Origin of the sequence: Sorangium sp. So ce426 (genome assembly GCF_051475585.1) — a bacterium.
Lineage (GTDB): Bacteria > Myxococcota_A > Polyangia > Polyangiales > Polyangiaceae > Sorangium > Sorangium cellulosum_B.
In genome coordinates this window covers 6,224,164-6,247,499 of record NZ_CP150341.1, presented here as the reverse complement: position 1 = coordinate 6,247,499, position 23,336 = coordinate 6,224,164, and the positions used below count along the sequence as shown (strand labels likewise).

18 protein-coding genes and 1 pseudogene are annotated in these 23,336 nt (G+C 73.8%); 12 read left to right on the top strand and 7 right to left on the bottom strand.

All coding sequences use genetic code 11. The features are described 5' to 3' along the window. Positions 1–204 precede the first annotated feature (204 nt). From WMF44_RS23145 to WMF44_RS23135, 3 genes are all read left to right on the top strand, one after another. Complete coding sequence (locus WMF44_RS23145) at positions 205–1,476, top strand: glycosyltransferase family 4 protein (protein ID WP_437301281.1); 1,272 nt, start codon at positions 205–207, stop codon at positions 1,474–1,476. 89 nt (positions 1,477–1,565) lie between these two features. Then, positions 1,566–1,883 (top strand): tetratricopeptide repeat protein, encoded by a 318-nt coding sequence (locus WMF44_RS23140; protein WP_437301280.1) that lies wholly within the window; start codon positions 1,566–1,568, stop codon positions 1,881–1,883. A gap of 31 nt (positions 1,884–1,914) precedes the next feature. Beyond that, a complete protein-coding gene (locus WMF44_RS23135) occupies positions 1,915–2,532 on the top strand; it encodes a thiamine phosphate synthase (protein WP_437301279.1) in 618 nt (205 codons plus the stop codon). 34 nt (positions 2,533–2,566) lie between these two features. Here the strand turns inward: WMF44_RS23135 and WMF44_RS23130 are convergent, their stop codons facing one another. Further along, the gene (locus WMF44_RS23130; RefSeq protein ID WP_437301278.1) at positions 2,567–3,160 is read right to left on the bottom strand and encodes a Uma2 family endonuclease; all 594 of its coding nucleotides are present in this window, start codon (positions 3,158–3,160) and stop codon (positions 2,567–2,569) included. A gap of 97 nt (positions 3,161–3,257) precedes the next feature. Between WMF44_RS23130 and ileS the strand changes: the two genes are divergently transcribed. Genes ileS through WMF44_RS23115 form a run of 3 tightly spaced genes read left to right on the top strand, consistent with a single transcriptional unit; the run spans position 3,258 to position 9,037 of the window. Then, positions 3,258–7,157, top strand: coding sequence for an isoleucine--tRNA ligase (gene ileS, locus WMF44_RS23125; protein ID WP_437301277.1), 3,900 nt, complete (start codon positions 3,258–3,260; stop codon positions 7,155–7,157). Between the two features lie 34 nt (positions 7,158–7,191). Next, entirely contained in the window at positions 7,192–8,418 is a 1,227-nt protein-coding gene (locus tag WMF44_RS23120) for an AAA family ATPase (protein ID WP_437301276.1), read from the top strand. Beyond that, the gene (locus WMF44_RS23115) at positions 8,411–9,037 is read left to right on the top strand and encodes a DUF4276 family protein (protein ID WP_437301275.1); all 627 of its coding nucleotides are present in this window, start codon (positions 8,411–8,413) and stop codon (positions 9,035–9,037) included. Before WMF44_RS23120 ends, WMF44_RS23115 begins: the two co-directional genes overlap by 8 nt. A 48-nt stretch (positions 9,038–9,085) precedes the next feature. Here WMF44_RS23115 and WMF44_RS23110 read toward each other — a convergent pair whose 3' ends face one another. Then, entirely contained in the window at positions 9,086–10,171 is a 1,086-nt protein-coding gene (locus WMF44_RS23110; protein WP_437301274.1) for an aldo/keto reductase, read from the bottom strand. Between the two features lie 133 nt (positions 10,172–10,304). Here WMF44_RS23110 and WMF44_RS23105 point away from each other — a divergent pair, with 133 nt between their 5' ends. Next, complete coding sequence (locus tag WMF44_RS23105; protein WP_437301273.1) at positions 10,305–11,153, top strand: helix-turn-helix domain-containing protein; 849 nt, start codon at positions 10,305–10,307, stop codon at positions 11,151–11,153. 618 nt (positions 11,154–11,771) lie between these two features. Next, a complete protein-coding gene (locus WMF44_RS23100; RefSeq protein WP_437301272.1) occupies positions 11,772–13,034 on the top strand; it encodes an AAA family ATPase in 1,263 nt (420 codons plus the stop codon). Between the two features lie 16 nt (positions 13,035–13,050). Here WMF44_RS23100 and WMF44_RS23095 read toward each other — a convergent pair whose 3' ends face one another. Then, positions 13,051–13,743, bottom strand: coding sequence for an HAD family hydrolase (locus tag WMF44_RS23095; RefSeq protein WP_437301271.1), 693 nt, complete (start codon positions 13,741–13,743; stop codon positions 13,051–13,053). A 137-nt stretch (positions 13,744–13,880) separates the two neighbouring features. On the opposite strand from WMF44_RS23095, the gene WMF44_RS23090 reads away from it, so the two are divergent. Together WMF44_RS23090 and WMF44_RS23085 are read left to right on the top strand one after the other, a co-directional pair. Next, the gene (locus tag WMF44_RS23090; protein WP_437301270.1) at positions 13,881–15,716 is read left to right on the top strand and encodes an ImmA/IrrE family metallo-endopeptidase; all 1,836 of its coding nucleotides are present in this window, start codon (positions 13,881–13,883) and stop codon (positions 15,714–15,716) included. 33 nt (positions 15,717–15,749) lie between these two features. Continuing rightward, positions 15,750–18,230 (top strand): hypothetical protein, encoded by a 2,481-nt coding sequence (locus WMF44_RS23085; RefSeq protein ID WP_437301269.1) that lies wholly within the window; start codon positions 15,750–15,752, stop codon positions 18,228–18,230. Between the two features lie 27 nt (positions 18,231–18,257). On the opposite strand, the gene WMF44_RS23080 is transcribed toward WMF44_RS23085, so the two are convergent. Then, a complete protein-coding gene (locus WMF44_RS23080) occupies positions 18,258–18,812 on the bottom strand; it encodes an exonuclease domain-containing protein (protein WP_437301268.1) in 555 nt (184 codons plus the stop codon). A gap of 308 nt (positions 18,813–19,120) precedes the next feature. Here WMF44_RS23080 and WMF44_RS23075 point away from each other — a divergent pair, with 308 nt between their 5' ends. Next, positions 19,121–20,188 (top strand): serine/threonine-protein kinase, encoded by a 1,068-nt coding sequence (locus WMF44_RS23075; RefSeq protein ID WP_437301267.1) that lies wholly within the window; start codon positions 19,121–19,123, stop codon positions 20,186–20,188. A 153-nt stretch (positions 20,189–20,341) separates the two neighbouring features. Then, the gene (locus WMF44_RS23070) at positions 20,342–20,908 is read left to right on the top strand and encodes a hemerythrin domain-containing protein (protein WP_437301266.1); all 567 of its coding nucleotides are present in this window, start codon (positions 20,342–20,344) and stop codon (positions 20,906–20,908) included. Positions 20,909–20,911: 3 nt separating this feature from the next. Here WMF44_RS23070 and WMF44_RS23065 read toward each other — a convergent pair whose 3' ends face one another. The 3 genes and pseudogenes from WMF44_RS23065 to WMF44_RS23055 all read right to left on the bottom strand — a co-directional run. Further along, positions 20,912–21,295 (bottom strand): DUF2752 domain-containing protein, encoded by a 384-nt coding sequence (locus tag WMF44_RS23065; protein ID WP_437301265.1) that lies wholly within the window; start codon positions 21,293–21,295, stop codon positions 20,912–20,914. 93 nt (positions 21,296–21,388) lie between these two features. After that, entirely contained in the window at positions 21,389–22,696 is a 1,308-nt protein-coding gene (locus tag WMF44_RS23060) for a hypothetical protein (protein ID WP_437301716.1), read from the bottom strand. A gap of 39 nt (positions 22,697–22,735) precedes the next feature. Beyond that, positions 22,736–22,801: pseudogene (locus WMF44_RS23055) on the bottom strand (zinc-ribbon domain-containing protein); the annotation flags it as partial. Between the last annotated feature and the right edge of the window lie 535 nt (positions 22,802–23,336).

Below are 23,336 nucleotides of genomic sequence, written 5' to 3'. Positions count from 1 at the left end.
GCTGAGCGATGCTGAGCGATGCTGAGCGATGCTGAGCGAGATGAGCGATGCTGAGCGATGCTGAGCGTAGATTGGCGACATTGACGAGACCGAGCGAGACTGGCGAGACTGGCTAGACCGAATACGAGACCGAGCGCGAGCGACGTCCTCTTTCGAGGCGCTCGCTGGTCCGGCTCGCTCGGAGAGGAGGAGCTCTTGCGGCGGATGCGCGTTTTGCTGATCACGAAGATCTTTCCGAACGCGGTTCACCCGGACGAGGCGCCGTACAATCGGCGGCAGTTCGCCGCGCTGTCGCGCTACTGCGACGTCCGGGTGCTCGCGACGATCCCGTGGTTCCCCGGGATAGAGCGCCTCTCGAAGTGGCCTATCGGCGCCAGCGCGCCGCGCGAGGAGGTCATCGACGGGCTGCCGGTCAGGCACCCGCGGTACCTGTACGTGCCGAGGATCGTGCCCGCCCTGAACGGCCCGCTGTATGCGGCGTCGATGCTCCCGGAGCTCATCGGGCGCGGTCCGTTGCCCGACGTCATCGTCGGGGCCTTCGCCTACCCGGACGGCTTTGCCGCGGTCTGCCTGGGGCGATTGCTCGGGGTGCCGGCCGTGATCAAGACGCACGGCTCGGACATCGACGTGATCCCGCGCGACCGGCGGATGCGGCGGCCGCTCGGCTGGGGGCTCACGCGCGCCGCCCGGGTGGTCACGGTCAGCCGCAAGCTCGCGGACGGGGTCGCGGCGCTCGGCGTGCCGCGCGATCGCATCGACATCGTCATGAACGGCGTCGACGTGAAGACGTTCCAGCCTCGCAACCGCGCCGAGGCGCGCGCCGCGCTCGGCAAGTCGCCGAGCTCGCGGCTGATCGTCTTCGTCGGCCACCTGAGCCGCGACAAGGGCGTGCTCGATCTGATCGAGGCGTTCGAGCGGCTCGCGCCGGTCCACCCGGACATCGAGCTGGCGCTCGTGGGCAGCGGCGCCGAGGAGCAGGCGTGCAGGGCCGCCGCCGCCCGTCTGGGCGGCCGGCTGACGGTGACCGGCTACTTGCCGCACGATCAGGTGTCGCTGTGGCTCGGCGCGTGCGACGCCCTCGCCCTCCCGAGCAAGCACGAGGGCACGCCCAACGTCCTGCTCGAGGCGCTCGCCTCGGGGCGCCGCGTGGTCGCGACGAGCGTGGGGGGCATCCCCGACGTCCTGCGCAGCGCCGAGCTCGGCGAGCTCATCCCGCCGGGGAACCAGGGCGTGCTGATGGAGGCGCTGCTCCGCGCCGCCCGGGCCGACTACGATCCGGCGCGGATCGCGGAGCTCGCCGGCAGGCGCGACTGGGATGACAGCGCGCGCGCCCTCCACGAGTCGCTCCTGCGCGCCTGCGGCGAGCCCCTGTCGAGCTCCGGCGGTCAGGACGCGAGCGACGCGCCCTTCGGCGCCCCGGCCTCGAAGGGCGGGCTCGAGAACGGCGCCGCCCGGACGGGCGCCTCCCTGAACTAGCCCCGTCACCGGCCGCCCGGCCGAGCGGGCCCGCGCGGCTCGGCCGGGGCCGCGGCGTCCTCTTGACGCTCGCGCTCGTTCATCGGCGAATGCCGCTCGTGTTCACCGGCTTCCGCGCGGCCTTCGGCTCGATCGCGATCTTCGCCGCCGTCGCACAGGCGCCTTACCAGTGCGCGAGCGAGGTCGACCCGGATCGTCGCGTGTACGAGGACCCGAGCGAGGCCCTGTATGCGCTGGCCGAGCGCTTCAAGGCGAGCGGCGATCGCCGCGCCCAGGTGGACACCTTGCGTTTCCTCGTCGAGCGGTATCCTTCCAGCCGGTTCGCCCGGATGGCCCGGCAGGATCTCGAGGCGCTCGGCGAGGCGGGCGCCCCGGCGGAGCGCCCCCCGGGCGACGGAGCGCGATGACGCGCCGCCGCCGGCGCGCTGGAGGACGGCCATGCTCACCCCGAGGTTGACCCTCATCACCCAGGCGGCGGACGTCCCGGAGCCGGTCTTGCTCGCGCGGCTCTCGGCGTTCGGCGCCCTGCCCCCCGAGGCCCGCGCCCGCGTGGCGGTGCAGCTCCGCGATCCCGAGCTCTCCGGCGCGGCGCTCCACGCGCTCGGCAGGCGCCTGCGCGACGCCACCGCCGCGCTCGGCGCCTCGTTCCTCGTCAACGATCGCCTGGATCTCGCGCTCCTCCTCGGCGCGGACGGCGTCCACCTCGGCCGCCGCTCGGTCGCGGTGGCCGACGCGCGCGCGCTGCTCGGGGCGGGCGCCTTCGTCTCCGTCGCGTGCCACGGCATCGACGAGGTGCTCCGGGCGGCCGAGGCCGGCGCGGACGCCGCCGTGCTCTCGCCGATCTTCGCGACGCCCGGCAAGGGCCCGCCGCTCGGCCTCGCGGCCCTGCGCGAGGCGCGGGCGCGCCTTGCCGCGGCCTCGCGCAATGTCGCGCTCCTCGCCCTCGGCGGCATCGACGCGGCGTCGGCGCCGGCCTGCCTCGCAGCGGGCGCGGACGGGGTGGCCGCCATCCGCGCCGACTTCTGCGGCGTGCTGCCGGCGCCGCGCGCTGGGTGAGCTGCGGCTCCGCGCCGCCCGGCCCGGCCGGCGGTTACCGCGCCCAGAGGTCGGCGAGCGGCAGCTCGATCGCGTCGAACGGCTCGGGCCGTACGATCTCGTCGCCTTCGTGCGTGTCGAGCAAGGACCACCGCCCGTCGTCGATCCGGTAGACCTCGAGCGTCTGCGCGACCGGGTTGAGCAGCCAGGCGTGGCGGACCCCTTCGCGCCGGTAGATCCGCGTCTTCTTGCCCCGATCGACGCGCTCGGTGCGCGGGGAGATCACCTCGCAGACCCAGTCCGGCGCGACGTTGTAGTGTGCGGGCGCGTCCTCGGGCCCGATCGCGTCGGGCATGCGCTCGCGGCGCCAGCCGGCGAGATCGGGCACGACCTTGTCGGGCCGCGGTCCGAGGTGGAGCTCGGGCTCGTCGAGGATGACCCAGCCGCCAGGTCCGCCTCTACCGCGATCGAAGGGGCCCGTGAGACTTGAGCCCAGGAGCGACGCCGTCCGCGTGTGCGGCCGCGCCGGCCGCGGGAACGTGTACAGCTCCCCGTCGAGGATCTCGGCGACCATCTCGTCCGGCACGGCCTGGAACGCGGCCTCGACCTCGGGCGCGTTGCCTGGAAATCGCGGGTGCTGCGCGCTCATCGGCAGATCCTAGCACCCCTGCCGTTCGTCGCGCGCGCTCCGCGCCGGCCAGCGCTTCCCTCGACGCTGGCAATGGGCCTTGCTACTAGGCCGGGCCATGTCCGAAGCGTCCTCGAAGAACCCGACCGACGGCCCGCCCGAGCCCCTGTTCGACAGGGTGGCGACCGAGCTGAACTTCCCCGCCGACGAGGCGAAGATCCTCGCCTTCTGGAAGCAGCGCCGCATCTTCGAGAAGACGCTCCGCGCCGAGACCCGCGCCACCGGCCCCTCGCGGGGCACGTTCGTCTTCTACGAGGGCCCGCCGACCGCCAACGGCATGCCGCACAACGGCCACGTGCTCACGCGCGCCGTGAAGGACATCTTCCCCCGGTACAAGACCATGCGCGGCTACGACGTGCCGCGGAAGGCCGGCTGGGACACGCACGGGCTGCCGGTCGAGGTCGAGGTCGAGAAGGAGCTGCGCATCCACGGCAAGGCCGACATCGAGCGGTACGGCGTCGAGCCGTTCATCTCGCGCTGCGTCGACTCCGTCTTCCGGTACACCGAGGCGTGGGAGAACCTGACCGACAAGATCGGCTTCTGGGTCGACCTCGACAGCGCCTACGTCACCTACCACCGGAGCTACGTCGAGAGCGTCTGGTGGGCGCTCTCCCAGCTGCACAGGAAGGGGCTGCTCTACCGCGGCCACCGCGTCTGCTGGTGGTGGCCTCAGGGCGGGACGGCGCTCAGCGCGGCCGAGGTCGGCTCGAACTACAAGACGGTCGACGACCCCAGCGTGTTCGTCGCGTTCCCGCTCGTCGACGAGCCGGACACCGCGCTCTGCGCCTGGACGACGACCCCGTGGACCTTGCCCTCGAACGGCTACGCCGCGGTCCGGCCCGAGTTCGACTACGTCGTCGTGGACGCGGGCGCGCCCGCGGGGGGCGCGGCGCCCGTGGCCGGCAAGCTCATCGTGGCCGCGGCGCTGCGCGAGGAGCTCGCCAAGAAGTTCAAGCGGGACCTGCCCGTCCTCCGCGAGCTCAAGGGGAGCGAGCTCGTCGGCAAGCGCTACCGCCCGCCGTTCGACGCCTTCACGAGGTCGCTCGAGGGCGCCTCCCTGCGCAGGAAGGACGGCGAGGCGGAGCCGCTCTACTGGGTCGTCCTCGGCGCGGATTTCGTCACGCTCGACTCCGGCACCGGCATCGTCCACGTCGCGCCCGCGTTCGGCGAGGACGACTGGAGCGCGCACCGGCGGCGGATCGCGGAGCTCGCCGAGCCGGGCGCCGACGTCCCGATGCTCTGCGCGGTGCGGCCGGACGGCACGTTCGAGCCGGGGCTCACGGCGTTCTCGGGCCTCTGGGTGAAGGACGCCGATCCGCTGATCATCAAGGATCTCGCGGCCCGCGGGCTGCTCGTCCACGAGGAGAAGTACCGCCACGACTACCCGTTCTGCTGGCGCGCGGACGACGACCCGCTGATCCAGCTCGCGCGGCCGGCCTGGTACATCAGGACCCGGGACAACATCGACAAGGCGATCGCCAACAACCGCGCGGTCCGCTGGCACCCGTCGCACATCCAGGAGGGCCGCTTCGGCGACTTCCTCGCCAACAACGTGGACTGGGCGCTCTCGCGCGAGCGGTACTGGGGGACGCCGCTCAACGTCTGGGTCTGCGCGAACGACGAGGAGCACCAGCTCGCCCCGGCCTCGGTCGCCGAGATCGAGGCGCTGAACCCGCGCGCCTTCGACCACTTCCGCGACGCCAAGAAGGCCGACCCCGGCCTGAACGATCACCTCATCGTCCACAAGCCGTGGATCGACAAGGTGACGTTCCCGTGTCCGACGTGCGGCGGCGAGATGCGCCGCGTGACCGAGGTCATCGACGCCTGGTTCGACAGCGGGAGCATGCCGTTCGCGCAGTGGGGCTACCCTCACGCGGAGGGCTCGAAGGAGCTGTTCGATCGCGCGTTCCCGGCGGACTTCATCAGCGAGGCGATCGATCAGACGCGGGGCTGGTTCTACTCGCTGCTGATGGTCTCGACGCTGGTCTTCGACGAGGCGACGCAGGAGAAGCTCGGGCTGTCGCGGGTCCGGAGCTACCCGCACCCGTACCAGACGTGCGTCGTGCTCGGGCACGTCTGCGACCGCGAGGGCAAGAAGGAGAGCAAGTCGAAGGGCAACTACACGCCGCCCGAGGTCATCCTCGAGCGCGTCCGGATGGAGTTCGCGGCGGCCGACGGCGGAGGCGCCGGCATCGGCGCGATGAAGGACGGCGTCGCCTACATCGCGCGCGAGGACTACGAGGGGCTCGATCTCACGGGCGACTCGGCGAAGGTGCGGGTCTACCGCGCCGATCGCGAGGGCGCGGCGGTGACGCTGGAGCTCAGGCCCACGACGGGCAACAAGCGCCTCCCGCGCCGCATCGTCGCGCTCTCGCGCGGAGACCTCGATCGCCTGGGCCTCTCGCCGGCCGACAAGGCGCTCTCGGTGATGCCCAACGACGTGCCCAGGCTGCCGCAGGACCAGCGCGTCTTCATCGAGGACCCGGCGACGCCCGCGCCCGGGGCCGACGCGTTCCGCTGGTTCTTCTACGCGTCCTCCCCGCCGTGGACGAACACGCGCCACTCGCTCACGAACGTGCGCGCGTACCAGAAGGAGTTCGCGGTCAAGCTCCGGAACGTCTACTCGTTCTTCACCATCTACGCGAACATCGACGGCTTCTCGCCCGCGGAGGGGAACCCGGGCGCGACGGACACGTCGCCCGCGGCGCTCGCGGCGAGCGCCGGTTACCGGCCGGCGCGGGAGCGGTCGCTCCTCGACCGGTGGATCCTGTCGGAGCTCGCGCTCGCGACGCGGGAGGTGACGGCGCACCTCGACGAGTACCGGCTGTACGAGGCGGCGCAGCGGCTGGTCGACCTCGTGGACGCGCTCTCGAACTGGTACGTCCGCCGGAGCCGCGCGCGCTTCTGGGCCCCTTCTCCGACGTGGGTCGAGGATCGGCGTTCGCCGTCCTCTCCCGGCGATACGCTGGAGGTTGCGCCGGGGACTGTGCGCGCTGCCCAGGACAAGCGCGACGCGTACTTCACGCTGTACGAGGTGCTCGTCGCGCTCGCCAAGCTGAGCGCGCCGTTCACGCCGTTCCTCGCCGAGGCCATGTACCAGAACCTGGTGCGGCGGCCGTGGCCCGCGTCGCAGCCGGAGAGCGTCCACCTCGTGGCGTTCCCCGAGGCGGACGCCGCCGCGGTGGACGAGCCGCTCGCGATCGAGATGCGCGCGGTGCGCGAGCTCGTCTCGCTCGGCCTGCAGGTGCGCACGGCGAACAAGCTCAAGGTGCGGCAGCCGCTCTCGCGGGCCGACATCGTGCTGTCGCAGCAGGGGCTCGCGGCGGCGCTCGCCGAGCACGTGCCGCTCATCGCCGAGGAGCTCAACGTCCACGAGGTGCGCTTCCTGAAGCCCGGCGAGGAGGGGAGCGCGGTCCGCTACGTGCTCAAGCCGAACTTCCGCGCGCTCGGGCCGAAGCTCGGCAAGAAGGTGCAGCTCGCGAAGCAGGTCCTGGCGAAGGCCGACGCGGCGGCGCTCCGCGCGGCGCTCGCGACCGAGGGCAAGATCGCGATCGCGCTCGACGGCGAGCAGGTCGAGCTCGGCCCCGAGGAGATCGACGTCGCGGTCGAGGCGGGCGAGGGGTTCGCGGCGGCCGGCGGCCGCGCGGGGGTCGTCGTGCTGCACACGGCGCTCACGGACGCGCTCCGCGACGAGGGGCTCGGCCGGGAGATCCTCTCGCGGGTGCAGGGGCTGCGCAAGGAGCTCGACCTCGGCTTCACCGAGCGGATCCGGCTGGCGCTCGACGGCGGCGAGCGGGCGCGCAGGGTCGCCGAGGCGGCGCGCGAGATGCTCATGCAGGAGGCGCTCGCCGCCGAGCTCGTGCTGGGCGCGGCGCCCGCGGCGTGGGGGCAGGCCGAGCGGCGCGAGGTCAACGTCGACGGCGAGGCGCTCGCGATAACGCTCGCGCGGACGGCGTGAGGGGGCGTGGACGAGCCCTCGCCATGAGCCAGCCATGATCACCAAGGTCTTCGCGAGAAACTACCGCAGCATCGGCGAGGTGGAGCTGCCGCTCGCGGAGCTCACGACGCTCGTCGGGCCGAACGCCTCGGGGAAGAGCAACATCGTGGACGCGGTGCGGTTCCTCGCCGATTGCCTACGGGCGCCGCTCGGATTCGCGATGACCATGCATCAGCGGCAGGGGTTCGGATCGCTCCTGCATCAGGGCGACACGGGCTCGTTGGGGCTGACCGTCGGTGCGGAGGTATGCACTGACGGCGGCCTGGGTGTCTGGGCCTTCACGCTTCAGCCGGCAGGCGGCGACGGCGGTTTCGAAGTGAAGAGCGAGCGAGCCGCGTGGGTACAAGGGGGAGCACCTGGCACCTGGGCAGGTCAGGAGCTGGAGAGACTGCTGCGCCTAGAGGACGTGCCCGATCCGCAGGAGGCCTTGAGGAGCCAGCAAGGCTCCGGTTTTGTTCGGTTCGGAGGACTTCATGTCAGCAAGGTCGGCGACATCGTCGGGCTGCTCTCCCCGCCCACCCAGGCGGCGCTGGCGCTGCCTCAAATCTCTCACGAGGCTCTGAGGCCGCTCGTAGACGAGCTCAATCGGGTGGCGATGTACTCGCTGTTTCCTAACGAGCTGCGCCCGCCGCGTGCGCCGAATCCCGAGCGGCCGATGATGGCGAACGGCGAGAACTGGGCCTGGACGCTCTCGTCGCTGGACAAGGAACGCTGGGGTGACGAGCTTCTTTGTTCCTTGAGCCGCATCGCCGGGGATGTCGACGACTACCGTGTCATTCGCGCCGGCGGGTTCTTGATCCCAGAGTTCCGCCACGGCGTTGATGCGTCGGGCGGCGGGCGCTGGCGCGGCGCCGCGCAGGAGTCGGACGGGACGCTGCGCGTCGCGGCGATCCTCACGGCTCTCTTCCAGGAGCCGCCGCTGTCGCTCATCGGCGTCGAGGAGCCGGAGCTTGCCGTCCACCCTGGCGCCCTTCCGGTGCTCTTCGATTTTCTGAGCGAGGCCTCACGCCGCAGCCAGATCCTCCTCACGACGCACAGCCCTGATCTCCTCGATCTGCTGCCAGTCGATAGTCTTCGCGTCGTGGAGCGGCGAGGCGGTGCGACCACCGTCTCGCGGGTGGACGAGCGGCAGCGCGAGCTCGTGCGCAAGCGCCTGATGTCGACGAGCGACCTTCTCCACGCCGAAGGACTCCGCTCCGAGGGATCCGTGGGCGATGGCTAAGGCCTACCTGGTCGTCGAGGGACACGGCGAGGTCGAGGCGGCGAGGAACCTGGTCATCCGGCTCTGGGCCGACCTCGGGCTGCCGCACGCCGTCTGGGGTGCTCCCAAGCGCGGCAAGGCGCTCAACACCCGCGCCGGCGTGCTGCAGGCCTGCGAGCTCCTGCGAAGCGAGCGCGATTGCACGTTCGCCCTGCTGCTCCGTGACGAGGATGACGGATGCCCGGCCACCGCCGGCCCCGAGACCGCGGCATGGATGGCGGCAGCGAGCCTTCCGTTCCCGGTCGCCGTGGTGCTGGCGCACCGGGAGTTCGAGGCGTGGTTCCTGCCGTGCATCCACCTCATGGCGGGGCGGGAGATCCGGCCTGGCGTGCTCATCGCCGAGGGCACGGCGTGCCCGGAAGATCCCGAGGGCATCCGCGACGTGAAGGGGTGGCTCTCGAAGCATTTCCCGAGAGGCAAGGCGTACAAGCCGACGCTCGATCAGCTCAAGCTCACCCAGTGGGTCGACTTCGGCGGGCTCCGCACCTCCGGGGCAAGGTCGTTCCGCACGCTCGAGAACGCGCTGCGGTTCCTCGCCGCGCCCGCCGCGCTCAAGGTCTATCCGCCTCCGCGGCCCTAGCGTCAGACGCCCCGTACGAGCGCCCCCGCCGGGGCGCTCGGCGCGTGTTCAGTACCGCTCGCCGTCGTTCTTCGGCGCCATCGGCCACGCCGGCGCGCTCTCGCCGTTGATCGTCATGCCGCCGTTCGTGAACGCGCCGGCCATGCGCAGGAAGCCGGCGGGGAAGTCGAGCGCCGGCGCCGAGAGCGCGTCGAGCGCGGCCACCTGATCGGGCGCGAGCTCGACCTCCAGGGAGGCGAGGTTGTCGTCGAGCTGCGCCAGCGTGCGCGCGCCGATGATGGTGGACGTGACGCCCGGCCGGGCCACAACCCAGGCGAGCGCCACGCGCGCGGGCGTGGTGCCGAGAGCGCTGGCGATCTCGACGAGCTTGTCGACGATGGCGTACGCCTTGTCGGTGAGCGCGGAGAGCACGAACGGGCCGCGATCGGCCTTGTGCTTGCCGGCGTTCTCCCGCGTGTACTTGCCGGTGAGCACGCCGCTCTTGAGGGGCGACCAGGGCGTGACGCCGAGGCCCAGCTCGCGCGCCATGGGGAGGAGCTCCCCCTCCACCGTGCGCTCGAGGAGCGAGTGCTCGATCTGCAGCGCGATGAACTGCGCCCACCCGCGGAAGCCTGCCAGGCCGTGCGCCTGCGCCACCTTCCACGCGGGCGTGTCGGAGACGCCGACGTAGCGGACCTTGCCGGCCGCCACCAGATCGTGGAGCGCTCGCACGGTCTCCTCGATGGGCGTGTGCTTGTCCCAGACGTGCATCCAGTAGAGGTCGATGTAGTCGGTCTGCAAGCGGCGCAGCGACTGCTCGCACTGCGCGAAGATGGCCTTCCTCCCGGCGCCGCCGCCGTTGGGGTCGCCGAGGTAGAGGTTCGCGGTGAACTTGGTGGCGATCACCGCCCGGTCGCGCTTGCTCGGGTGGCGGCCGATGTGATCGCCGATGATCTTCTCGGAGTGGCCCTTGGTGTAGGCGTTGGCGGTGTCGATGAAGTTGCCGCCGCGCTCGATGAAGCGATCGAGGATCGCCTCGGACTCCTTGACGCTGGATCCGAAGCCGTGGTCTTCGCCGAAGGTCATGGCGCCGAGGCACAGGGGGCTGACGCGCAGCCCGGAGCGGCCGAGGGTGACGTAGTGGTCGAGGTTCATCGTGGTCCTCCTGGGGGCTCGGGCTGAAGAGCCCTCGCTGGACCGCACCGTGCGCCCGTGCCGGCGTGCAATCTTGGAGGAAACGGCCGGGACGGGGCCGGCTGGGTTGATGGCGGCCCGAGGCGAGCGCACGATGGCGAACGTGGTGGGATCGATCGAACAGGCCGTCGCGCGGCGCGCCCCGCGCCCGGAGGCCGGCGCGCCGGCGTCGCGTGTGCTCCGCAACTTCGTCGTCGCCGTCCGCGCCATCGCGCCGCCGATCACGAACCTCGACCTGCTGCCCGACGGCACGACGTCGCTGGTCTTTCGCCTGCTCGACGCGGAACGCGCCGACCTCGTCGTCCTCGGGCCCAAGACGCGCGCCGTGTACAAGCGCGTGCCGCGCTTCCTGCTCGCGGTGCAGGTGGTCTTTCGACCCGGCGGCGCGTACCCCTTCTTCGGCGTGCCGATGCACGAGCTCGCCGATCGCATCGTCCCGGCGCGCGATCTCTGGGGCCGGCGCGCCGACGCCCTGCTCGAGCAGCTGGTGGCGGTCGGGACCGGCGTCACGCGGGACCCCGCGCGAGCTCGCCTGGAGGCGATCGAACGCGCCCTCGAGGGACGCATGCTCGGTCCCGACGTGTTCGAGCCCGCTTCGGCGGCCGTCGCGCGCGCCGCGCTCCGGAAGCTCTCGCTCGGAGGGATCACCGTGGAAGAGACGGCGAGCGCGCTCCACGTCAGCCCGCGGAACCTGCGGCGCGCCTTCGTTGCGACCGTCGGCGTCTCGCCGAAGCAGTACGCGCGCATCGCCCGCTTCCAGCGCGTCGTCTCGAACGCGCAGGTCGCCCGCGGGTCGTGGTCGGAGATCGCCCTTGCGAGCGGGTACTGCGATCAGCCGCACCTGGTCAGGGAGTTCCGCGAGCTCGCGGGGCTCTCGCCGGTGGCGTTCATGAAGCGACGCTCGACCGGCGAGCTCAGCGGCTCCGGCGGAAGCCGTGGGTGAACGCTCCAGGGGCTCCAGGGCGTTCGAAGAGAGCGCGTGGGTCGCGGGGCTCCGGCGCGACTACGTGCCGGGCCTTACGATCCTGCGCGGGTGACCGCCTTGCATCGCGGGGCGGTGCTGCTTCCGCAAGGATCTTGTTGCGGACATCGCTGGCGAGGCGTTCGATGATCTTCGTCGGGTGGGGCGCATCGGAGATTTTCAGGACGGTACCGAGACCGAGGGCCGCGCATCGCCGGCCCGTGACGGGCGACAGCCTGCCCGGGCGGCAGGATCTCTCCGTGGCGTGAAGGAGATGGCGCTTCCGGGACCTCTCCCACGCCGTCCGGGTGTCCCTGGAGCCCGGCGTGCTGTCCCTGGAGCCCGGCGTGCTGTCCCTGGAGCCTGGCGTGCTGTCCCTGGAGCCCGGCGTGCTGTCCCTGGAGCCTGGCGACACGTCCCGGAAGCACGGTGCCATGTCCCGGAAGCGCGATGCGACGCGCCCCAGGAGTGCAGCGGCGTGTCCCGGGGGCTCGTTCGAGCGTCCCGGGAGGTCGTTCGAGCGTCCCGGGAGGTCTCTCCAGCGTCCCGGGAGGTCTCTCAGGCGCGCCTGGCCAGCGGACCCGCGGCGCGGGCAGGGGGGTGGACGTCCTCGAAGCGAGGCTCCGCGCCGCGATGATCACCCACGTCTACGTCAGCAACTACGGCAGCGTCGGGGCTGGGCTCGAGCTCACGCTCGGGTCGCTGACCGCGCTCGTCGGTCCGCCCGGCTCGGGCAAGGGTTGCCTGCTCGACGCGGTGCGGTTCCTCGCCGAGTGCGCCAACGGGGCGTTCGATCTGGCGGCGGCGAACCGGCGCGGCGGCGGCGCGCTGGGGGGCGCGCGCGGCGACGGCGCGCTCACCACGCTCGGGGTCGCGGTCTCCAGGACCGAGGGCCACGGGTTCTGGCTCGTGCAGCTCGCGCCGGGAGAGCGGGAGGGCGAGGCGCGCGTCAAGAGCGAGACGGCCGCGTGGTGGCAGCGCAGCGCGCTCACGCGGCTCGTCAAGCCGGGCCTGCGCGAGGTCTTCGACGCCGGCAGCGACGCGCCCGAGGTCTCCTTCGACCGGCTGAAGGGCAGCCCGAAGGGGTTCTCGCGCAAGGACAAGGGGCGCAGCGGCACGCTCGCGTACCGCGGCGTCGCCCCCATCGCCGTGAGCGGCACGAAGCTCGTCCTGCCGCTGCTCTCCGATGGACCGCTCACCCCGATGCTCGACGAGCTGCGCCGGGCGGTCCTCTACTCCCTCGCGCCGCGCACGCTGCGCTCGCCCCAGAAGCTCAGCGCTTCCCGGCGCCTCAAGGCGAGCGGCGACAACTGGGGCTCGGTCCTCCGCGCGCTCGCGAAGGAGCGATGGCAGGACGAGTTCCTCGCGGGGCTGTCCCAGGTGATCGGCGACGTCGACGGCGCCCGCGCGTCGTCGTCCGGCGGGTTCCTCGTCCCGGAGCTGCGCCACGGCGTCGACGGCGACGGGCGCGAGCGCTGGCGCGCCGCCGCGGACGAGCCGGACGCCACGCTGCGGCTCGCCGCCATGGTCACGGCGCTCTCGCAGGAGCCCCCGCTCGTGCTCGCCGGCTTCGAGCACCCCGACGCGGGCGTCGATCGCGCCGCGCTCCCGGCGCTCCTCGAGTACCTGCGCGGCGCGTCCGCCCAGCGCCAGCTCCTGCTCACGACCGAGAGCCCCGCGCTCCTCGACCTCCTGCCGCCCGACGCCGTCTACTCGGTGGAGCGCCGCGACGGCGCGACCGCCGCGTCGTCCATCGACGAGGCGCAGCGGAGGGCGCTCCGGGATCGGCTCGGCGCCCCGGAGAGCCAGCGCTCCGTGGCCGCGCGCGCGGCGCGCGCCGGGCGCCCGCCCGGCGCCCCCTGAGCCCGCCCGAGCGCCGCTACGACGCGAGCCGCTCTCCCGGCGGCGCGAGCGGCGACGCGCCGTAGCGCGCGAGGAGGTCCTCCGGATCGAGGTAGATCGCCGCGCACCCGGCCTCGAGGAGCTCCATTTCAGGGAAGCCTCCGCAGAGGAGCCCCACCGAGAGGAGGCCGAGCTTCGCCGCGGCCTCGGCGTCCGACGGCGCGTCGCCGACGAGCACGACCTCGCGAGGATCGACGCTGCCGAGCCGGTCGAGCGCCGCCTCGATGACGTCGGGGCGCGGCTTCGACCTGTCCGCGTCGTCGGCCGAGACCGTCCACGAGACCAGATCGCCCACCCGGGCGAGCTCGACGCTGGCGTCGAGCTCGCCGCGCGGCGTCGGCGAGGCGAGCACGATCCGGCGCCCGTCGCGCGCGACGCGCTGGAGCAGCTCGCGCACGCAGGGGAACGCCCGGGCACCCGGGAGGAGCTCGCGCCCGTAGATCTGGTCGCGCAGCGAGGAGATCCCGGCGCCGATCCAGCCGAGCTCCTCGGGCGAGAGGAACGTCTGCAGCAGCTCGTCCGCGCCCTTGCCGATCTGGCCGCGCAGCTTCTCCCGCGGGACCTCGCGGCCGAACCGCCGGAAGGCCTGCTGCCAGGCGGCCGCGTGCAGATCGACGGTGTCGAGGATCGTGCCGTCGACACCGAAAATGACGGCGCTGACGCTGACCATGGCGCGACACGTGGCGCAGGGCGGGACGCACCGCCATCGGAGGGCTCCCGACGGCCCCTCCCGCGCCGCGCCGGCTGCGCTCGGCCGGAGTCGCGATAGACTGGCCGGGGAGGGCGAGCGGGCAGGGTGATGACGACATGAACAGGCGGCTGTCCGCACTCGCGGTCCTCCTCGGCGGGCTGCTCGGCCCGGCCGGCGCCGCGGCGGCCGAGCCGGCGCTGATCGCGGTCGATCTGGACGACGACGACGCCGACGGCGTGCCGGACGGCGAGCAGCCCCGCGCGCCGTCCGCCCCGGAGCTCTTGGCGCTGCGCGCGCCGCGCGGCGCGAGCCAGGCGCCCGCGGCGATCCCCGCCGGCCTGCGGCTCCTCGTCGACGGCAGCCCGGTCAAGCCCGGCGCGGCGATCCCCGCGGGCGCCCGCCGCGTCGAGATCCAGGCGGTCCGCGCCGGGCGCAGCGAGATCGCGCTCTTCGGCGAGGCGCGGGCGATCAGCGCGTTCGAGGTGCGCGCGATCGACGGCGCCGGGCGGCGCATCGACATGGCGCGCTCCCACGCCTCGCTGCAGCGCACGCCCCCGGACCGGCTCGGCGACGATCCGTTCGCGAACCTCGACGATCCCGACGCGATCCGGCTGTTCGTCATCGGCGCGCCGGAGGATCTGCCGCTCACCCTCGACGTCCACGCCGCGGCGCCGTCCGGCGCGGCGATCGATCGCCTCTCCGACGTGCCGCTCGGCCACGTGCTGTGCCCGGAGGACGTGCCGCCGGGCCTCGTGTGCGGATCGACGCGCCCCCTCCGGGTGGTCGCGGACGACATCGATCGCAACCACCCGATGATCGCCGATCGCTCCGTGAAGGGCGAGGTCGGCGGGGCGCTCGTCGTCGCGCTGCCCGGCGGGCCGAAGGTCCAGATGATCCGCGTCGCCGGCCCGCGCGCCTCGCCGCTCGGGCCGCTCGGGCGCACGCGCGCGCGCCTCCGGATCGTCATGGTGCGCCCCCGCGCCGGCGGCCCGCCGCCGATGGGCGGCGACGACGCGGGCGCGCTCGCCATCGCGCGCGCGGAGGTCGAGCGGGCGAACGCCCTGTGGGGCGCGTGCGGCGTGAGCTTCGGCCCGCCCGAGGCGCTCGACGTCACCTTCGTCGATCCGCCGCGCCCGCACCTGCTCGCGATCGGCTGCGACCACGGCCTGCCGGCCAGCGGCGGCGCGATCCGGGTGCGCGTCGACGGCCACGAGGTGACCGCGGCGATCGCGCCCCGCGCGCGCCCCGACGCGGCGGCCCGGGCCGTCGCCGCGGCGATCGGCGCGGCGGGGTTCTCGGTGCGCCTCTCCGACAACCCGGCCATCGGCGCGGGCGCCTTCGGGACCACCGACGTGCTCGTGCGGCGGCCGGGCGGCGCGCTCGCGACCATCGAGCCGCCGGCGGCGGGCGCCCTGAGCACCGACGCGACGCTCACGGCGTGCATCGGCGCCGTGGACCTCGACGACGGCCTCCAGCACTTCAGCGACACGGACGCCATCGCCGGCACGGTCGAGGAGCGGGCGCTGCTCAAGGCGTTCGACGACGGCGATCCCTCGACCGTCGACGTCGTGATGGTCCCGAGCTTCGCGGGCGGCGGGCGGATCGGCGAGTCGTTCATCTTCGCCGACGGCGGGGCGATCCGGAACACGATCATCGAGGATCGCGCCGGCCTGCGCGCGGATCGCGCGTCGTTCGCGCTGGCGCACGAGCTCGGCCACGTGCTGCTCGACGAGCCGGGGCACCCGGACGATTTCGGGATCGACACGCCGACCCGGCTGATGGACGCCGACGCGGCCAACGCCTCCGCGTACGGGCCGCGCCGCCTGACCGTCGACGAGTGCGCGCGCGCGATCCGACAAAGCGGCGCGGCGGAGCCGCGTTTGGGCCGACAGCGCGCCCCGGTGCCGCTGCTCGCGCCGTGGCCGCTCGCCCCGCTCGGTCGAGAGAGGTGAAACGCCGCTTCGCGCTGTGGTAGGAGCGGGCCCATGCGGGTCCCCCAGCGGAGCGGCCTCTTCAGCGGCGTCGCAGCCCTCGCGTGCGCCTCGGTCCTGCTCGAGATCTCGCTCGCGCGGATCTACGCGGCGCTGTTCGGCGAGATCCACGCGTTCCTCGCGCTCTCGCTGTCGCTCGTCGGCGCGGGCGTGGGCGGCGCGCTGCTCTACGTCGTGCCGTCGCTCGCCCGCCCGCCGGCGCTCTTCGCCCGCATGGCGACCCTCGCCGCGCTCGCGTCGGGCGCGACCCTCGCCGCGGTCATCCTGCTCGCGCACCGCGAGCCCCTGTCCGTCCCCGCGCCGGGGTCGCTCCCGTGGCTCGCGCTGTGCTACGCGGCCTCCACCGTCCCGTTCGCGCTCGCGGGCCTCGCGCTCGCGGCCGCGATCCGGCACGCGGCGCCGGAGATGCCCCGGCTCTACCTGCTCGATCTCGTCGGCGGCGCGCTCGGCGGGCTCGCCGCGGCCGGCGCGCTCCGCGCAGGCGCGCCCCGCGCCGCGCTCGCGGCGGCGATCTTCTTCGCGGTGGCGGGCATCTTCTTCTACCTCGGGTCGCGCTGCTGCGAGGGCGAGGAGCGGGCGCCCGGCGGCCTCGTCGCCACGTTCGTGCTCGGCTCCTTCGTGCTGCTCGCCGGCGACGTCGGCGCCCCGTGGCTCCGGCTCGCCGGCATCCGCCGGCCGTCGCCCGATCGGACCGAGCACGAGGCCTGGACCGAGCGCTCGCTGATCTCCGTCGATCGACCGAAGGCCGGCGCGGCGCTGATGCGGCTCGGCGGCGCCGCGGCGAGCCCGATCCTCGACGCGAAGGCGACGCCCCCGCCGCAGCCCGAGGACATGGCGTACGCGCTGCACAAGGACCAGGGCCCCGCGCTCGTCGTCGGCGCCGGGGGCGGGCGCGACGTGCGCGCCGCGCTCAAGGCCGGGCAGAAGGACGTCGTCGCCGTCGAGGGCGACCGCGGCGTCCTCGAGGTGATGCGCGGGAGGTACGCCGCGTTCAGCGGCAACCTGTTCGACAAGCCCGAGGTCCGCCTCGAGGTGGGCGACGGGCGGAGCTTCGCCCGGCGCACGCCGCTGCTCTTCAGGAACATCGTGATCCCGTCGGCCGACACGGTCGAAGCGTCGGCGACCGGCGCGCTCGCGCTCTCGGAGAGCCGGCTCCACACGCTGGAGGGCGTCGGGGACTTCCTGTCGCGCCTCCTGCCCGAAGGCACGCTCGTCCTGGCCCGCGCGGACGCGGACTTCGATCGGCTGCTCTCGCTCGTGACCGCGGGGCTGCGCCGCGCGGGCGTGGCCGCGCCGAAGGACCACCTCTTCGCGTGCAGCGCGGCGCAGAGGACCGCGCTGCTCGCCCGGCGCACGCCGCTCGCGCGCGAGGACGTCGACGCGCTCCGCCGCCACTGCCGCAAGCACAGGTTCTCGGAGGTCCTCGCCCCCGACCGCCCGGCGACCCCGGTCCGCAGCCGGCTCGTCGCGGCGGCCGCGCCCTCGGCCTCCGCGGCGGCCGCGCGCGTCGCCGACGGCGCGGCCGCGGAGGCCGATCTGACGCCGCCCACCGACGACAGGCCGTTCTTCGCGTACACCGTCCCGGCGCGCCGCCTGCCCGCGGTGCTCGGCGACGTCGGGGCCCTCCGCGCCGGCCACACGGCCCTCTTCGCGCTCGCGCTGCTGCTCGCCGTCGGCGCGCTCCTCTCCGCGCTCGGCGTGCTGCTCCCGGCGCTCGCCGCGCGCCGTCGGCGCGGGCGCCTCGCGCCGCAGGACGTGCCCGCGCAGACCGCGCGGGCGTCGACCGCGCCGTCGACGCCGCCCGCCCGAGCGCTCGCGTTCTTCGCCGCGATCGGCGCGGGGTTCGCGCTCGTCGAGCTCGCCGTGTTCCGGCACGGTCTCCTCCTGCTCGACCTGCCCGCGCACGAGCTCCCGGCCGTGCTCGTGATCCTCCTCGTCTCGGCCGGCGTGGGCGGCTACCTCACCGCCCGTGTGGCCCCGGGCGCCGCGACGGAGGTCTCGGCGAGGGTGGCGGAGGCGCTCGCCGTGGCCGCGGCGCTCTCGGCGGTGGGCCTCGTGCCGCTCGCGCGGTGGGGCCTCGGGCTCGGGGCCTTCCCGCGCGCGCTGCTCGCCATCGCGATCCTCGTGCCGTTCGGCCTGCTCGCGGGCTCGCTCGCGCCGCTCGGGGTCAAGATCGTGGACTCGGTCTCGTCGGCGCTGCTGCCGTGGTGCTGGGCGCTCGGCGCCTTCGCGGGCGCGACCGCGATGGCCCTCGGCGCCCTGTGCGCGCTGAACCTCGGCTACAGCGCCCTGCTGCTCGGCGCGGGCCTCGCTTACCTCCTCGCCGCGGTGACCGTGCCGCCCGCCGCGGCCGGGGCGATCGCCGCGGGAGACGACGAGCGAGCGGCGTCGCCCGGAGGCGCCGCCAGCGAGCCACCGTCCCGGGACGCCGCAGGGGCGCAGCCCGAGGCCCTCGAGGCGGCGCCGATCGCCTGAGCGCGCGCGTCGCCGGCGCCGCTGGCGTCACCGCCGCGCGGCCAGCAGCAGGTGCGCGAGCAGGCCCGCGATGTTGTGGGCGTCGTCGATGCCGCGGTGGTGCGTGCCCGCGAGCGGCAGGCCGGCGCGCTCCAGGGCCTCGGCCATCCCCACCTCCCGCGACAGCGCGTGCGTCACCGCGAAGAGGCTCTTCACGTTGAGGTGGCTCGGCCCGAACGGGAGCGGCACGCCGCGCGACTGGCACTGCCGCTCGAACATGCGCCGGTCGTAGTCGCCGTAGCTCGCCCAGAGGCGATCCTGCGCCTTGAGCTCGCTCCGGAGCGTCGCGCACGCCTCCCTGAACGACACGCCCGCGTCGACATCCGCCTGCGTCAGCGTCGTGAGCGCCGTACAGAACGGGCTCACGCGCGAGCGCTCAGGGCGCACCAGGATCGAGCGCCGCTCCCGGCGCCGGCACGAGGCGACCTCCAGCGGGCACACGCCGATCTCGATGATCTCGTTCTCCTCGCCCGGCGGCGGGTCGCCGTCCCAGCAGGTCGATTCCACGTCGATCACGAGAATGAGATCAAGACGCTTCGCCACGTCGTCGCCCTCGGCATGTAGTGAGGAGTGCGCCGCGAAGGTAACGGGGATCGGGACGCAATTTCCTTCAGGATTTTCCCGACCGTCCGAAAACGCCTTGGGCGGTTCGCTTCGTCCGGGCAAAAACTGAGTAGAAACGGGACATAAGCCGGAGGTGCACCCACACGACGTTGGTCGTTTCGGCACCCAATCCGCTTGCTTGGCGGGCCTGGTCCATGGACACTCGTCAGGTAATTTCCGACGAGGTTCTCTACGTGGATCCTGGCTCCCAACTGCGTTGCTCCTCCGGTTCGGCCAGGGAGAGATCCGTGATCGCTGAGGCGTTGCCTGACGCTGCCGACCCGGGCCGCGGTCCAGCCGAGGAGCGACGGCTGCCGCCTCGTTCCGGGATCGTCCGCCACGCGGGCCGCGAGCGGGGGGCGCCGAAGGGGCTCCCGCCGGGGCATGGCGCCGGGGCGGTAGGCGGGATCACCACGGGGGCCCCGGCGTGTGGGCGGCTGGCCGTCGACCCGCTCGTCGGTCGTACAGAGCACGGACTGCACATCGAGCGGCTCATCGCCGAGGGGGGGATGGGCGCGGTGTACGCGGCCCGCCGCGCCGCGACGGGGGAGCCGGTCGCCCTCAAGGCGCTCCGGCGCGTGCACGCGGGGGACTCCGGGATCGAGAGCCGGTTCGCCCGCGAGGTGCGGCTCGCCCGCCGCATCGACCACCCGAACGTCTGCCCCGTGCTCGGCGAGGGGCGCCTCGAGGACGGGCGGCCGTTCTTCGTGATGCCGCTCTTCGACGGCGTGACGCTGAGCGAGGAGGTCCGGAAGCGCGGCCCCTTGCCGATCGGCCGCGCGCTCGCCCTCGCGGACCAGATCCTCGCCGGCCTCGCGGCGATGCACGCGGCGAAGGTCGTCCACCGCGACCTCCAGCCCGGCAACATCCTGCTCGTCCCCGGGGCGCGGGGCGCCGGGGCAGGGGAGGGCGCGACGACGGTCAAGCTCATCGATCTCGGCTTCGCGCACGAGCCCGGCGTCGACACGGGCGACGGCGTGACGCCGGACAGCCCCGGATCGCTCGTCGGCACGCTGCTCTTCATGTCGCCGGAGCAGGCGATGCGGAGCCGCGCGATCACCGAGCGGAGCGACCTGTTCGCGGCCGCGCTGCTCATCTACTACGCCCTCTCGGGCAAGCTCCCCTTCCGGGGCCGGGGCGATCTCGACGTGCTCGTCGCGATCGTGCGGTCCGCGCCCGTGCCCCTCCGGCGGGAGCGCCGTGATGTCCCGCGCGTGCTCGACGAGGTGCTCGCGCGGGCCCTGTCGAAGCACCCCGACCACCGGTTCCCCAGCGCCTCGGCGATGCGCGACGCCCTCGCCGGCGTGCCGGTGTAGCCAAGGCCGCGCTCCGCGCGCCCCGGCGCCGGCCCGCTCCTTGCCACGACGGTGCCGCCTGCACCGCGCCGCCCGGCACCGCGATCCGGGGCTGTGCACGCGCTGCTCAAGCGCGGCGGCGCGGGGCGGTGAGCTTCACGCGAGGGGAACCCCATGGACGCACTCGATCTCTTGGAGCAGCAGCATCTCGAAGTCAGCGCCCTGATGGCGCGCATCGCCGCCGAGCCCAGCCCGGGCCTCCGGACGGCGATGGTCGCGCGGCTCTCCCGGATGATCGACGCGCACGTACGCATCGAGGAGACGTACCTCTACCCGGTGTGTGCCGAGCGGATGGCCGGCGACAGGAAGCCGCTCCACGACGCGTACGAGAAGCATGGCCTCGCGCGCTTCGCGGCGGACAACCTGCTGCGCACGCGCGTGACCGATGTGCGCTTCGAGGCGCGCCTCCGGCTCCTGCGGGACATTTTCGCCCACCACGCCGACGAGGAGGAGGACATCCTGTTCCCCAAGGCGAAGCGGGGCCTGACGGACGAGCAGCTCGACGTGATCGGCAGCGACTTGGAGCGCGCTTACGAGGTGCTGCTGCGCGTCGGCGTGCCCGCGGGCGCCCCGCTCGCGCGCTCGGAGCGCGGCTGGCCCCGGCGCGGCGCCCACGCCGTGCGCGCCCTGCGCCCCGTCTCACGGCGCCGGGGCGAAGCGCTCCGTGTCCGCGGCTGCTAGCTGCTAGACCGGCACGGGGCCGCCGAACGCGCCGAGGAAGCGCGCGATCCAGACGGCGAGCATCAGGGCCGCCAGCGCGATGCCGAGCCGCGTGATCCACGCGCCCTGCACCCCCTCGGCGGCCGCGATGCGGCCGTCCTTCACGTAGATCGCCGCGTTGTACGCGAGCGCGGCGATCACGAGCGGCGCCATGACCGGGGAGAGCGGGTGGAGGCGCAGCGCGTCGGCCAGGTGGCCCTGCGCGAGGGCGAGCGTCGCGCGCGTGAGCCCGCAGCCGGGGCAAGGGTGGCGGGTGACGATCGCGAACGGGCAGAGCGGGGCGCCGCACGCGACGAGGAGCCCGAGCACCGCCGCCGCCGTGCCCAGGCGCGCAGCGCGGCCGCGCACGTGCGCCGCGCTCCATCGGGACAGGGCCGACGGAGCGGGCGAACGGGCTTCGGTCGAGCTGGACGGCGACACGGCGGAGGACCGCGGCGCGGGTCAGGCGGCGTTCGGGTCCCAGACCTCGTTGAGGTCCTTCGCGAGGGCGTAGAGCGGGAGGAAGACGTAGAGCACGATGCCCTCGGCCTGCTGGTTGCGCGAGCCGGCCATCTGCTTGGCCCGGGTCACCTGCTCCGGCACCTTCACCCAGAGGAAGTAGTAGTTGAGGAACGGGACGAAGAGGTACCAGGGCTTGAACTCGGGGTCCTTCGTCGCCTGCTGGAGCTCGTTCAGCATCGCCCACATCTGCCAGAGGGCGTAGAGGAAGCAGACCATCCCGATCACACACACCGTGACCGGGTTGCGGATCTCACCCTTCGCGCCCGGGGCCATCGAGCCGCCGCCGCCGTACACGCCCAGGTTGCTGGCCGCCTGGCCGAACTGGCCGGGCGCCGACATCTGAGCGCCGCCGGGCGACCCGCCGTAGCCGGGATCGCTCACGCCCGGAGGGCTGCCGTAGCTGCCGCCGGGCGACCCGCCGTAGCCGCCGCCCGGAGGGCTGCCATAGCCGCCAGCCGGCGATCCGCCATAACCGCCGCCCGGAGGGCTGCCGTAGCTGCCGCCCGGGGGGCTGCCGTAGCCGCCGCCCATCGGATCCTGGCCCGGAGGCGGCCCGTACCCGCTGGCGCCGTGCTGCGGAGGCTGCCCGTAGCCGGGAGGCGCGCCGCCAGGCGGCTGCCCGTAGCCGGGCGGCTGCCCGTAGCCAGGCGGCTGCCCGTAACCGGGCGGCTGCCCGTAGCCGGGAGGCGCGCCGCCGGGGCCGCCCATCGGGTCCTGGCCCGGAGGCGGTCCGAAAGGATTCCCACCCGGGCCGCCCTGCGGGGGCTGCCCGTAGCCGCCGGGCGGGGGCTGCCCGTAGCCGCCGGGCGGAGGAAACGCGCCGGGCGGCGCGCCCGCGGCCCCGCCCATGCCGCCGGGCGGCTGGCCCGGAGCGCCGTACCCGGGCAGCTGGTCGATCGCCATGGTGCCGCCGAGCGGGTTCACGCCCTGGGGCTGCTGGCCGAACGGCGCATAGCCGCCCGACGGGCTCGCGGCCGCGCCGCCGAAGGCCGGGCCAGACGGCTGCTGTCCGCCGGGAGACGGCGAGCCGTAGCCCATCCCGGGAGGCGGCGGGGCAGGGGGAGGCCCCGCCGAAGCGCCGAGCCCCGCCGGCGGGACGCCGACCACCGTGCCCGCGAGGCCCTGCGGCGGGCTCGGGATCGCGGCCATGCCCGGCGGCGCTCCGGCAGGAGGCGCCGGAGGCGGAGGCGCCCCCGGCGCGCGCGGACCCGCCGCGCCCGCCCCGGAGGACGGCTGACTCATCAGCATGGTGCCCTTGAACTTCGGCGCGGCTGCGCTCTTCAGGTTGTAGCCGCACTTCGTGCACGTGGACGCCGTTTCCGAGTTTTGCGTCCCACAATTCGGACAGAACACGCACCACCTCCGGCGGGGGGTTCGCTGCTACGGATGTCCGCGCCCCTGCGCGTCGTAATGGGCGCCGAGGGTAGTTGAAGCGCGTTCCGGTTCTCAAGTGAAAGACGAAGAACGCTGCGGACTTCTCGGCAGGCTACGCGGTCTTCGTCAGAAAACCCAGGGAGTACCGCGTGGCCACGTGCTCCAGGCGGAGGGAGGGGGGACGTTTAGGACCACGTCCACGTCCACGACTAGGAGAACGATCGAGGGGACGGGCACCTCGGGGGGAGAGGTCCGGTTTCTGGGCAGGGGCAGGGTTTGTGTGGTCCGCTTTATGTTTCCCCCCCGGCGCGCCTTGACAGTGACCACCGTCGCTCACTAGCGTGCCCGCGCCTCGGGACGGCTCCGTACGACGGACAACCGAATGCCCGGCCGCCGGTGCGCGGGGCTGTCCGCCTCCGGCAGGCGCCTCCAGATCGGAGGCGCACGAGGGTGCGCCCGGTCTGCCGGGCGGACCCTCGCTGAAAGGGACCCGCGTTGCGGGGTCCCGACTGCA

What these genes read in the sequence shown, in the direction of transcription:
- WMF44_RS23145 (WP_437301281.1), top strand. Translation starts at nt 205, where the DNA reads ATGCGCGTTTTGCTGATCACGAAGATCTTTCCGAACGCGGTTCACCCG.
- WMF44_RS23140 (WP_437301280.1), top strand. Translation starts at nt 1,566, where the DNA reads ATGCCGCTCGTGTTCACCGGCTTCCGCGCGGCCTTCGGCTCGATCGCG.
- WMF44_RS23135 (WP_437301279.1), top strand. Translation starts at nt 1,915, where the DNA reads ATGCTCACCCCGAGGTTGACCCTCATCACCCAGGCGGCGGACGTCCCG.
- WMF44_RS23130 (WP_437301278.1), bottom strand. Translation starts at nt 3,160, where the DNA reads ATGAGCGCGCAGCACCCGCGATTTCCAGGCAACGCGCCCGAGGTCGAG.
- ileS (WP_437301277.1), top strand. Translation starts at nt 3,258, where the DNA reads ATGTCCGAAGCGTCCTCGAAGAACCCGACCGACGGCCCGCCCGAGCCC.
- WMF44_RS23120 (WP_437301276.1), top strand. Translation starts at nt 7,192, where the DNA reads ATGATCACCAAGGTCTTCGCGAGAAACTACCGCAGCATCGGCGAGGTG.
- WMF44_RS23115 (WP_437301275.1), top strand. Translation starts at nt 8,411, where the DNA reads ATGGCTAAGGCCTACCTGGTCGTCGAGGGACACGGCGAGGTCGAGGCG.
- WMF44_RS23110 (WP_437301274.1), bottom strand. Translation starts at nt 10,171, where the DNA reads ATGAACCTCGACCACTACGTCACCCTCGGCCGCTCCGGGCTGCGCGTC.
- WMF44_RS23105 (WP_437301273.1), top strand. Translation starts at nt 10,305, where the DNA reads ATGGCGAACGTGGTGGGATCGATCGAACAGGCCGTCGCGCGGCGCGCC.
- WMF44_RS23095 (WP_437301271.1), bottom strand. Translation starts at nt 13,743, where the DNA reads ATGGTCAGCGTCAGCGCCGTCATTTTCGGTGTCGACGGCACGATCCTC.
- WMF44_RS23090 (WP_437301270.1), top strand. Translation starts at nt 13,881, where the DNA reads ATGAACAGGCGGCTGTCCGCACTCGCGGTCCTCCTCGGCGGGCTGCTC.
- WMF44_RS23085 (WP_437301269.1), top strand. Translation starts at nt 15,750, where the DNA reads ATGCGGGTCCCCCAGCGGAGCGGCCTCTTCAGCGGCGTCGCAGCCCTC.
- WMF44_RS23070 (WP_437301266.1), top strand. Translation starts at nt 20,342, where the DNA reads ATGGACGCACTCGATCTCTTGGAGCAGCAGCATCTCGAAGTCAGCGCC.
- WMF44_RS23060 (WP_437301716.1), bottom strand. Translation starts at nt 22,696, where the DNA reads ATGCTGATGAGTCAGCCGTCCTCCGGGGCGGGCGCGGCGGGTCCGCGC.